At 41.8% G+C, this 12,435-nt stretch carries 9 protein-coding genes; all 9 read left to right on the top strand.

All coding sequences use genetic code 11. The features are described from left to right. The first annotated feature begins 213 nt into the window (after positions 1-213). The 9 genes from AC3CAU_RS09265 to AC3CAU_RS09225 all read left to right on the top strand — a co-directional run bounded on the left by AC3CAU_RS09265 (position 214) and on the right by AC3CAU_RS09225 (position 12,371). Positions 214-2,481 carry a TonB-dependent receptor gene (locus AC3CAU_RS09265; RefSeq protein ID WP_447054029.1) on the top strand — a complete coding sequence of 756 codons (2,268 nt, stop codon included), beginning with the start codon at positions 214-216 and terminating at the stop codon, positions 2,479-2,481. A gap of 109 nt (positions 2,482-2,590) precedes the next feature. Further along, positions 2,591-3,274 (top strand): Fe2+-dependent dioxygenase, encoded by a 684-nt coding sequence (locus AC3CAU_RS09260; protein ID WP_171528142.1) that lies wholly within the window; start codon positions 2,591-2,593, stop codon positions 3,272-3,274. 367 nt (positions 3,275-3,641) lie between these two features. Continuing rightward, positions 3,642-5,879 (top strand): catecholate siderophore receptor Fiu, encoded by a 2,238-nt coding sequence (locus AC3CAU_RS09255; RefSeq protein ID WP_447054028.1) that lies wholly within the window; start codon positions 3,642-3,644, stop codon positions 5,877-5,879. A 303-nt stretch (positions 5,880-6,182) separates the two neighbouring features. Beyond that, positions 6,183-6,866 carry a Fe2+-dependent dioxygenase gene (locus AC3CAU_RS09250; RefSeq protein ID WP_424620499.1) on the top strand — a complete coding sequence of 228 codons (684 nt, stop codon included), beginning with the start codon at positions 6,183-6,185 and terminating at the stop codon, positions 6,864-6,866. Next, positions 6,863-7,966 (top strand): alpha-hydroxy acid oxidase, encoded by a 1,104-nt coding sequence (locus AC3CAU_RS09245; RefSeq protein ID WP_447054027.1) that lies wholly within the window; start codon positions 6,863-6,865, stop codon positions 7,964-7,966. The genes AC3CAU_RS09250 and AC3CAU_RS09245 overlap by 4 nt, the downstream gene beginning before the upstream one ends. Before the next feature lie 268 nt (positions 7,967-8,234). Next, entirely contained in the window at positions 8,235-9,932 is a 1,698-nt protein-coding gene (leuA, locus tag AC3CAU_RS09240) for a 2-isopropylmalate synthase (protein WP_131216486.1), read from the top strand. A 101-nt stretch (positions 9,933-10,033) separates the two neighbouring features. Further along, on the top strand, positions 10,034-11,194 hold the full coding sequence (gene metX, locus AC3CAU_RS09235; protein WP_131216488.1) for a homoserine O-succinyltransferase MetX: 1,161 nt from the start codon (positions 10,034-10,036) through the stop codon (positions 11,192-11,194). Next, entirely contained in the window at positions 11,194-11,787 is a 594-nt protein-coding gene (metW, locus tag AC3CAU_RS09230; protein WP_131216490.1) for a methionine biosynthesis protein MetW, read from the top strand. Before metX ends, metW begins: the two co-directional genes overlap by 1 nt. Next, the gene (locus AC3CAU_RS09225; RefSeq protein WP_447054026.1) at positions 11,784-12,371 is read left to right on the top strand and encodes a tetratricopeptide repeat protein; all 588 of its coding nucleotides are present in this window, start codon (positions 11,784-11,786) and stop codon (positions 12,369-12,371) included. The genes metW and AC3CAU_RS09225 overlap by 4 nt, the downstream gene beginning before the upstream one ends. Positions 12,372-12,435 lie beyond the last annotated feature (64 nt).

Raw genomic sequence — 12,435 nt, 5'->3', positions numbered from 1 at the left:
ATTCAAAATCCCCATAAAAAACCCTGTATAGACAGGGTTTTTCTATATAACAACATAATCAATTACTTAATCACAATTTGTTACATTATTTCATTTAATATCCCGTTTTAGTCTAACTTAAGAATCGTCAATTCCAATTCAACTTAATAGTGATAAAAAATAAGAATCATTATTATTCTCATACATTTTCACAGTACACATTTTGAGTTAGAAATGGCCTTCATTAAAACACGCAAAAAAATCGTATCTTCTGCGATTGTGTCATCACTTTCAGTCATGGCAGGGAATGCAATTGCACAAGATCAAGTTGCTCAACTTGATACTATCCGTACGCAAGCAGAATCAGAACAAACACTAAAAGTAGATAAATCTGCGAATTCCAAGTTTGTGGCTCCGCTGCTCGATACGCCAAAATCAGTTTCTGTGATTTCTAAACAGCTGATTGCAGATACTCAAGTGACAACTTTAAGCGATGCTTTGCGTACTGTACCTGGTATTACTTTAGGTGCTGGTGAAGGTGGTAACCCAAATGGCGACCGTCCATTTATTCGTGGTTATAACTCTGAAAGTTCAATGTATGTCGATGGTGTGCGTAGCGCTACTTCGCAAAACCGTGAAATGTTTGCCGTAGAACAAGTGGAAGTTACTAAAGGTTCTGCATCTGCAATGGGTGGTGCAGGTACCACTGGCGGTAGCATTAACATGATTTCTAAAGTTGCGAAACAAGGTGACTTCCTAGAAGGTTCTGTTGGCGCAGGTACAGACAATTACCAACGTATTACTTTGGATGGCAACAAAGATTTTGGTAATGGTATTGCAGCCCGTGTTGCGGTATTGGGCCACAAAAATGAAAAAGCCGGTCAAGCCGATGGTGCTGAATATGCACGTGCTGGTATTGCGCCAAGTATTACTTTTGGTTTGGACACCCCTACTCGTGCAACTTTAAGCTATTACTACTTAAAATCTGACGATACTCCAGATTCGGGTGTTCCATATTGGACTTCAACTGGTCCTAATACTGGTGTAACAACTGGTAAACCATTAAATGCAAAACAAGGTATTTACTATGGTTGGTTGGATCGTGATTTCCAAAAACAAGAAAATCAGATTGGTACAATTAAGTTAGAACATGATCTAACTGATAATTTAACGATTAGTAATACAGCTGTTTATAGTAATTCGAAGAATGATTATATTTGGACACAACCAGATGACTCTAAAGGCAATATTGCAAATAATGAAGTGTGGCGTCGAGTAAATTCTCGTATTAGCGATACAAATACATTTACTGATCAACTTGCATTGACGGGTAAATTTAATACTGGTGCTCTTAAACATAGCTTTAATACGGGTGCAGAATACAGTAAACAAGAATCAGATAAAGGTAGCTATAACGTTACTTCTCGTACTGGCCAGCCTATTGGCGGTTCTGATGATGCTGCTACAACTAATGTTAATGAAAATGCTTGTGTTTTAGGTACGGGAGTAGCATCTAACGGTTGGTGTACGGATGCTTATAATCCTAACCCTCATGATCGCTTTAATGACATTATTACAGCGGCACCAAAAGCAAGTACAACAGAAACCGAAAGTACTTCTGTTTATTTGTTAGATAACATCGAATTAAATTCACAATGGTTATTAGACCTTGGTGTTCGTTGGGATAAATTTGAAACTGAACAAAACATTCATGCTTCGGGCAAAAAATATGTAAGTGACAGTGATTTCTTTAACTATCAAGCAGGTGTGACTTATAAACCATTAGAAAATGGTTCTATCTATGCAAGTTACGCAACTTCAGCCAACCCAGTTGGGGTGGATGCTGCTGATGGCTCAGAAGGAATTTCTGTTCCTGGACGTAATACTACCGAAGCACAAGCTGAAGCAATCAACAACCTCAAACCAGAGGAAGTTCGTACCATGGAACTTGGCACAAAGTGGGATTTATTTAATGATAAATTAAACTTAACAGCTGCTATTTTCCGTACTGAAAAAACAAATACACGAGCTACTGATACTGATGGTTTTACACGAAACATTGGTGAAACTCGTGTAGATGGTATTGAGCTTGGTGCAAACGGTAACATTACGGATAAATGGGCAGTTTCTGCTGGTTACACCTATTTAGACAGTGAAATTATCGATGATGGTGCTGGTACTAATGATGGTAATCAAGTTCAAAATGTTGCGAAAAACTCAGCAACACTCTGGACAACTTACCAAGTATTACCACAATTTACTTTAGGTGCTGGTGCAACCGCTATGGACAAAGTCTATGGCGATGCTGCTAATACCAAATACGTTCCAGGTTACGTACGTTACGATGCCATGGCGCGTTATAACGTTAACAAAAATGTTGACCTGCAGTTAAACGTCAACAACCTGTCAGATGAACGTTACTTCACGAAAGCTTATGCATCACACTATGCAACTGAAGCAGAAGGTCGTAGTGCAGTATTGTCTCTAAACTTCAAATACTAAAACCCAGTCAGAACCCCATAAATTATTTATGGGATTTGATTTTAAATAGCCTCATAATGAGGCTATTTTTATAGCTATACAAAATTCATTCTTCCAAAGGTGTATTGCCGTGATTCATCATATTCCTAACGTCCTGACTAAAGAACAAGTTCAATATTTCCGCGAAGAAATGAATAAAATTGAATGGGTCAATGGTAAAGTCACTGCGGGTACACTTTCAGCTACAGTCAAACAAAACCAACAGCTTCCGGAAGACCTTCCGCTGACCCATCATTTAAGTACGATTATTTTAGAGTCACTCGGACAACATCCATTATTCCTGTCTGCTGCAATTCCTTTAGACATCATTCCTCCCCTGTTTAACCGTTATGAAAACAATGAAGCCTTTGGTTTTCATGTTGATAATTCAATTCGTCGAATCCGGGGAACCAATGAGCGCTTAAGAACCGATTTGTCCTGTACGGTTTTTTTGAGCGAACCAGATGAATATGAAGGTGGCGATTTAGTCATCGAAGATACATATGGCTACCATGAAGTTAAACTTCCGGCCGGCGATATGATTCTCTATCCATCGACCAGTTTGCACGAGGTAACACCTGTGACCTCAGGTTGCCGTATGGCATCATTCTTTTGGGTGCAAAGTATGATTCGTGATGAAGCAGAACGTCATATGTTATTTAATCTTGATCAGAGCATTCAGAACCTGCGTATGCAGTTGGGTGATCAACATGATGAAGTGATCAAGCTGACCAATCTTTATCATAATTTAATGCGTAAATGGGCTGAACTTTAAGCTTTATAACGCCAAAATAAAAAAGGCTGCTGAAACTTAATATCAGGCAGCCTAGCCAATAACTTACAAGTATCTGAATACTTAATTATTTTATCTTTTAGTCAAATTTAACTTCTTTGGCATCGTTTTTCCCTTTAAGCATGATTGCTTTATCTAATAAATAAGCGCGAATTAAGTCATATTTCCATCCAGTTTCATCATCATTAAATACTTATCACTATTGTTAATGATAATAATTATCATTAGAATTCGCATCAATTGTTACAGGCCATAACAATATCTCCGCTTTTGCTGCTATTTTGCCGACTTTAAAAGTTGCAAGGCAGTAATGGAATTTTGTCATATACGATATTAGGGATTAGCTACAATGGCACAGATTAAAAGCCGCAAACACAATCGAAACGTTCAACTGGTTGCTTTAGCGGCCTCTCTCCCGCTCATGGCTCATGCAGCGAATACACAAGATGTCACTCAGCTTCCAACCATTACAGTAAAATCAGATGCAGAAAATAAATACAAAGCCAATAAGGTGAGTTCACCTAAATATACTCAACCTCTGGTCGATACCCCGCAAACAGTCTCAGTGATTAAAAAAGAATTATTAAAAGAACAAGGGGCAACCTCCCTGGTTGAAGCCTTAAGAAATACGCCAGGAATTACCCTGCAACTGGGTGAAAATGGCAATACCAGTGCAGGGGATGCTTTTCAAATGCGTGGGTTTTCCACTCAAACATCCACTTATGTCGATGGTATTCGTGATCTGGGTGCTGTTACTCGGGATGTATTTAATCTGGAACAGATTGAAGTAGTCAAAGGTCCTTCTGGGGCAGAAGCAGGACGTGGATCGGCATCAGGTTATATTAACTTGGCTAGCAAACTTCCTCAGACTGAAAATAGCCGTGAAGTTTCTGCCACTTATAATACGGCTGAACATACCCGTCTTACTGCCGATATGAATCAAGTCATCAATGGCGGTACTGCTTTTCGTTTAAATGCGATGGGACAAGACGGCCGTGTTGAAGGCCGCGATTTTATTGAAAACAATAGCTGGGCCATTGCCCCTTCAATTGCTTTCGGTCTAGATAGCGATACACGCCTGTATCTCTATTCACAGCATATTCGTCAACGTAATATTCCGGATGGCGGTATTCCGACTGTTGGTCTGGAAGGTTTTTATAATGCAGATTCCGCTTTAGCTTCAGCACCTAAAGTCAGCCGTGAAAATTATTATGGCCAAGCGAATGACCATGAAGATGTCGATGCAGACATGTACACGGCAAAAATTGAAAGTGATTTGGCAGAAAACCTGAAACTGACCAATATTACCCGTGCAGGCAAAACCAACATGCAACGGGTATTAACCGGGATTAATAGCCTGAGTACCAACGGTTCGGCCAATCCGAATGACTGGACCGTGAGCCGCTCTCGCCAAGGGGTGGATCAGGAAAATAAGATTCTTGCCAACCAAACGACTTTGAACCTGAATTTAAAAACCGGTGCGATTGAACATGATGTAGTTGCGGGTTTAGAGTTTTTAAAAGAACAGCAATATAACAAAACCCTAGCGACGCAAATGCCGGGGCAAACCCCTGTTACTCCTACACCGGCGAATTTATATCATCCTGATCGCAATCAAGTTCTACCAGGCTTAGTTTATACAGGTGGTTATACCAATGGCGAAACTGATACTGCCGCAGCGTATTTATTTGATACTCTGAAGTTTGGTGAACGTTTCCAGCTGAATGGTGGGGTGCGTATCGACTATTACGACACCGAATATGATGCTTTAACCCTGCCATCAGGCAGCAGCAGCTTAGTGCCTGCCAGTTTTGCTGCACACGATACTTTGTTCAGCTGGAAACTCGGTGGCTTATATAAACCTACTTCTAAAAGTAGCGTATATGCTTCTTATGCCAAATCCTTGACTCCTCCGGGAAGTGCCAACTTTAATCTTTCAGCAGAAGGGATTAACAGTGCAGCTGCAAAACCACAGGAAACCAACCACTATGAAATTGGAACCAAGTGGGATCTGCTCAATGATCAATTGGCTATCAATGCTGCTGCTTATTACACTGAAAATGAAAACCAGTTTACTCAGGATGCGATTACCAGAGAATCTATTCAGGAAGGTAAAACAACCGTCAAAGGTGTAGAACTCAGTGCTGTAGGTAAAATCACCGATGCATGGAATGTCTCTGCGGGTATTGCCCATATGAAAACCGAGCAAGAAGACCAGTTAAGTGTTAATGCAACCACCGGAGCAATTACCCGAACCAACAATGTACGCTGGTCACCGGAATGGACAGCAAGTTTATGGTCTACCTATGACATTGCCGGTTTTAAACTGGGCCTGGGCGCACGTTATGTCGATGACCAAAAACGTGTGATTACGGACAGCACTGCAGCAGCAAATATGCCAAGTATTCCGAGCTATGTGGTATTTGACGCCATGGCCGGTTATACCCTCAATAAAAATGCCTCTGTGAACCTAAATGTCTATAATCTGGCAGATAAAGAATATATCAGCACCTTAAACAATGGTGGCGGCCGTGTGATATTGGGTCAACCACGCTCAGCAGCCCTGACCTTTAATTATAAATTTTAAGCAATTCGCTAAGTCTTAGCAGATTGAGTATAAATGTAGTGTGTTAGAGCCAGGGGCTGTTGACACTTCCTCTATGTTTGCGACGACGCATATTTTTAGCTGATGAGGCATGGAGTAGGAAATTTAGTCATTCTAAATGACCACTTCATAACGATATAACAGCAAAAAATATGCTTGTCCCGTAGGGCTGTGGTTCTGCTCAATTTTAGCCTACAGCGCAAATCATTTATGAAGTATCAACAGACCCTATGCACTACATTATTTATTTTTGAGCCCAATCCATTCAAGGGATGCATAAAGCTGATGATGTTACATATTCCTGAAATTTTAACCAAACAGCAGATTATTGAATTACGCCAGCAACTGGATGTCAGCCATGCCTGGATTCAGGGGCAGCAGAGCGCAGGCTTTCAGGCCAAAAAAATAAAAAACAATCTGCAAATCGATGTGAACAGTATTATCTATCAATCCTTATCTCCCAAAATCTTGCAAGCCTTACAACGAAATGCTCAGGTCAAATCTGCGGCACTGCCCAAACACATACTCTCGCCTTTGTTTAACTGCTATCAAGATGAGGGCAATTATGGCAATCATGTCGATAGTGCGGTGCAATATTCAGATGCGACAGGACATGCAATTCGTACCGATGTTTCGATTACCCTGTTTTTATCTGAACCGGATGAATATGAAGGTGGTGAACTGATTATTGAAGACAATTATGGCAGCCATGAAGTAAAACTGGATGCAGGTGATGCCATTCTCTACCCTGCGACCAGCTTGCATCGGGTTGAACCGGTGACTCATGGCAAACGGGTTGCAGCGTTCACCTGGTTACAAAGCATGGTGAAAGATGACTGGCAACGCAGTATGTTATTCAATCTGGATATGACCATTATGAAACTACGCCAAGACCTCGGCGATTCGGAAGAAATAATCAGTTTGACTAGTCATTATCATAATTTATTGCGCCAATGGGGTGATTTATGAAACCGGTGACACCGCTTGACCCATTCAGCCAAATTCCAGCACATTTGCAAACCCTTGCCGATTATGAACGGCAAGCAGAAAAACACCTTCCAGAAAGTACCTGGCATTACTTGCAAGGCGGAGCGATGGATGAAGTCAGCGTTCAGGAAAACTTGGATCAGTTTAAAAAAATCCAGCTGATTCCCAGACATTTAAATGACCTGACTCAAGGCAATACTACCTGTGAAATTCTGGGTCAAACCTTTCCACATCCTATTTTTTTGGCACCGATTGGCCATCAACAGCTGTTTCACCCCGATGCTGAACTGGCGACGGCTTTAGCGGCTGAAGTACTACAGAGCAACCTGATTTTAAGTACTTTCAGCAATACCGATATGCGTAGCCTTAAAGCTGAAAATCCTTATAAATGGTTTCAACTCTACTGGCAGGGTGACCGTGAAAAATCTTTAGCATTAGTTAAAATTGCAGAGCAGCACAACTTTAAAGCTTTGGTCATAACGATAGACTCACCGCATAGCGGTATTCGGGATCGTGAACGTCGGGTGTTTTTCCAGTTACCTGAAGGCATGCAACATCCGCATACGCCTACGCATATTCCCTTACCTGAAATTAGCGAAGATCAACATCCTGTGTTTAATGGTCTAATGCAGATTGCCCCGAGATGGGACGACATCCAATGGCTAATTAAAAACACCTCACTTCCGGTAATTTTAAAAGGTGTGGTTCATCCCCAAGATACAGAAATGGCGATTCAATGCGGTGTTCAGGGACTCATTATATCCAATCATGGCGGGCGGGTCTTAGATAGCTGCATTTCACCCCTGACCGCCCTGCAGCATATTAAAGCAGTTGTGCCTCAGGATTTCCCTTTAATTGTTGATGGTGGAATTCGTCGTGGAAGCGATGTATTTAAGGCGCTGGCTTTAGGTGCTTCAGCGGTCTGTATGGGTCGTCCCTATATTCATGGTTTAGCCGTTGCAGGTGCTTTAGGGGTTGCGCATGTGATTAAAATCTTGAAGGAAGAATTTGAGATAACGATGGCTTTAGCGGGAACGGCGACATTAAACCAGATCACTTCCGATTATATTTTTCAAAAATAATTAATATTAAGGAAAATATTTCCTATAAAACTGCTGTAAACGCAAAAATAGAAAATTATTTTCGGAATAAGTGCACTAATATTTAGTTATAGATTTGCAAGATCTGCGCTTCAGCTAAATCATAAGAATGCCTTGGTTTTATTACAACTTTCGACTAATGTCTTCCAGTGACAGACTTGTAAATTGCTAGAATAGACACAATCTATATTTGTAGTACGTTGCCGTTATCCACGACTTAAGCAATACATGCTACACAAGGAGTTACCTCATGATGTTGGCTGATCCAAGTAAAAAATACCGTCGCATGTATCAACGTGTAGACTTGCCAGACCGCCAATGGCCAAATAAAGAAATCAATCAAGCGCCTATTTGGATGAGCACCGACCTTCGTGACGGTAACCAAGCAATTTTCGAACCCATGGATATGGAACAGAAATTTAAAATGTTCCAGATGTTGGTGAAAATTGGCTTTAAGCATATTGAAATTGGTTTCCCTTCTGCATCGCAAATTGACTTTGACTTTACGCGTAAATTGATTGAAGAAAATCATATTCCGGATGACGTGTATATTGAAGTTTTGGTTCAGGCACGTGATCATTTGATTCAACGTACTTTTGAATCTTTGGAAGGTGCGAAACGTGCGATCGTACATATTTACAACTCCAATTCTCCGACTTTCCGTGAAAAAGTCTTGAATGTGGATGTTGCTGGCGCAAAACAGTTAGCGGTAAATGCTGCAACTAAAGTTAAAGAATATGCAGCGCAATACCCTGAAACTGAATGGGTGTTCCAATATAGTCCAGAATGTTTTACTGCAACCGAATTGGAAGTCGCCAAAGATGTCTGCGATGCGGTGACTGAAATCTGGGAAGCGTCACCAGACAATAAAGTGATCTTGAACTTGCCTGCAACGGTTGAAGTTTCCGGTCCTAACGTTTATGCCGACCAAATTGAATGGATGCACCGCAATATTCAGCGTCGTGATGGCGTAATCATTTCTGTGCACTGTCACAATGACCGTGGCTGTGGTATCGCCGCTTCTGAATTGGCGATTATGGCGGGTGCAGACCGTGTTGAAGGTTGTGTATTTGGGAACGGCGAACGTACCGGTAACGTGGACGTTGCAGCAATTGCCTTGAACATGTACACCCAGGGTGTGGCGCCAAACTTGGACTTCTCCAACATTAACGACATTATTGCCACAATTGAAGAATGTACCGGTTTACCAGTACATCCGCGTCATCCGTATGCAGGCGACTTGGTGTTCACCGCATTCTCTGGTTCGCATCAGGATGCGATCAAGAAAGGTTTCGAGTTCCAGAAAAACCAAGAAATGTGGGATATGCCTTACTTGCCAATTGACCCTAAAGATTTAGGTCGTGACTATGATGCGGTGATTCGTGTCAATTCACAGTCAGGTAAAGGCGGTATTTCTTACTTGTTAGAATCAAATTACAACGTGGTATTACCACGCCGTTTACAAATTGAATTCTCGCAAGCAGTTCAACAAGTAACAGATGAACAAGCCAAAGAAATTTCAGCACAAGAGATTTGGGCTTTGTTCAAACAGAATTATGTTGCAACTAAAGATGGACACTATTCTACCAAGAACTACAAATTGTCTGATGAAAATGGCAATCAAGTGATTGAGCTAGATATCGACATTAACGGTGAAACCCAGCAATTACGTGGTGAAGGTAACGGTCCGATTTCTGCCATCTTGAATGCATTACAATTGCCAATTGATGTGTTGAACTATGAAGAACGTAGCATTGGCTCAGGTGCGCATGCCAAAGCCTTGGCCTTAATTGAGCTTCAAGTGAAAGGTACCGGAAAATCCGCATTCGGTGCGGGTGTTCACGACAATATTGTGACTGCTTCAATCGAAGCGATCATTGCCTGCACCAACCGTTTAATCGAGCAAGGTGTACTCAGCACAGAACAGGTTGCTGTGGCCGCCGTATAAGTATTAGCAATAATATTTAGCACTAAAATGACTTTAGAAGGATACCCTCAAGTGGTATCCTTTTGTTTATACATCCTAAAGATTTAAGGCGAATTATTCCTGTGTCTTTTCCAACTGACTCAGTGGGTCTAGTTACCCCACAAAAGTTCTCATTCGAAGAGCCGTTAGAGCTTGAATGTGGTCGCATTCTCCCACGTTTCGAAATCATGGTTGAAACTTACGGTACGCTTAATGCAGATAAATCCAATGCGATTCTGATTTGCCATGCGTTGTCTGGGCATCATCATGCGGCAGGCTATCATCATGAAGATGATAAAAAGCCAGGCTGGTGGGATGCATGTATTGGTCCCGGCAAAGCGATTGATACTTCTAAATTTTTCGTGGTTGCCTTAAATAATATTGGGGGTTGCAGTGGCTCTACCGGTCCTATCTCGCCAAATCCTGAAAATGACAACCGCCCTTATGGTCCAGACTTTCCCTTGGTCACCGTTCGTGACTGGGTGAAAACCCAAGCCATGTTGTCTGACCGTTTAGGGATTGAGGTCTGGTATTCGGTAATTGGCGGATCACTCGGCGGTATGCAAGCTTTGCAATGGTCGGTGGATTATCCTGACCGTCTAAAAAATTGTGTGATTATTGCCAGTGCACCCAAACTGTCGGCACAGAATATTGCCTTTAATGAAGTCGCGCGTCAGTCGATTTTATCGGATCCAGATTTCCATAACGGCCGCTATCTGGAAAATGACAGCTATCCCAAACGTGGCCTGATTCTGGCACGTATGGTCGGTCATATTACCTATTTATCTGAAGAAGCAATGAAACAGAAATTTGGCCGCGACTTGAAGTCGGGCAAGTTTATGTATGGTTTTGACGTGGAATTCCAGGTTGAAAGCTATTTGCGTTATCAAGGTGAACAGTTCAGCCGTAACTTTGATGCCAACACTTACCTGATTATGACCAAAGCGCTGGACTATTTTGATCCTGCACGTGAATATGAATTGTCTTTAACCAAGGCAATGGCCAATACCCAATGCCGTTTTCTGGTGGTTTCATTCACCACGGATTGGCGTTTTACCCCGCAGCGTTCACAAGAAATTGTGGATGCCCTCATCACCAATCATAAACCTGTCAGCTATGTCGATATTGATGCAGAACAAGGACATGACTCGTTCCTGTTCCCTATTCCGCTTTACGTTAAATCATTACGTGCATTTTTAGGTGGCGCAGAACACCTTGAAGCAACACCTCAGGAGACTGTGTAATGCGTATCGACCATCAATTGGCAGAAACATGGATTAAACCCGACTCAAGCGTACTCGATTTAGGTTGTGGTGATGGTGAACTGCTGGCGCATATGGGCAAAAAACACAATATTCGTGCCTATGGATTAGAAATTGATCAGGAAAAGATTGCAATTGCGGTCAGTCGAGGGTTAAATATTATCCAACAAGACTTGAACCTCGGTTTAAGCCGCTTTGCAGACCAGTCATTTGACTATGTTGTGATGGCACAGGCTTTGCAAGCAGTAGATGCACCAGACGTATTATTGCGTGATATGGTGCGTGTGGGGAAACAAGCGATTATTACCTTTCCAAACTTTGCTCATTGGAAGACGCGTTCTTTCTTGGCTTTGAAAGGAATGATGCCTGTTTCGGAAGCTTTACCGTATATGTGGTATAACACGCCTAATATCCACTTATGTACTTTCCGTGATTTTGAAGCACTGTGTGCTGAAAATGATATCCGGATTATTAATCGACTCGCCGTGAATGGGGATCAACAAGGTAGTTTACTCAGTAAACATGTCCCGAATCTGTTTGGTGAAGTCGCTATCTATCGAGTGAGCGCACTATGAAAAAAATATTACTAAGCACACTATTGGTTGGTTTTTTTAGCATTCAAGCCCATGCGGATTATGTTGCACCAGTACCGTCTATTTCCACTCAGGCAGCACAATATTCTGTTATGGATATTAATAGCCTGATTAAGGCGGCAAAATCTGGTCAAGCTGCTGCACAGTTTTATTTGGCAACCAAATATCAACTCGGCAAAGATATTCAAAAAGATATACAGCAAGCTTTTGCATGGTACAAAGCCGCTGCGGACCAAGGTCTGACTGCTGCCCAGTTGAATGTCGGTCGCATGCTGGCTGATGGGATGGGCACCAAAAAAGACGAAACTTTAGCGCGTAAATACTTTGAAAAAGCTGCAAGTCATGGTGACAACCGTGCCAGCTTTAATCTAGCAATGATGGAAGAGCAAAAGAAAAATTACGTGGGTGCATATCAATGGTATGAGCTATCTACCCGTGATGGCATGCTCGACAACAAAGTGATTTCATTGTCTGAAGGCAAGAAAACAGCTTTGGCTGCCAACTTAACTCAAGAGCAAATTCGTATGGCGCGTGACCGTGCCGACAAATGGATTCAGGCTCAGTAATTTAGAAAATGTTTGCCTGACTCTAAACAGCACCTGCGGGTGCTTTTTTATTGGCTAAATTATT

It is taken from the genome of Acinetobacter sp. GG23, assembly GCF_057766365.1.
The sequence above is the reverse complement of the archived record's forward strand: the minus strand, read 5'-3'. Positions and strand labels throughout refer to the sequence as shown.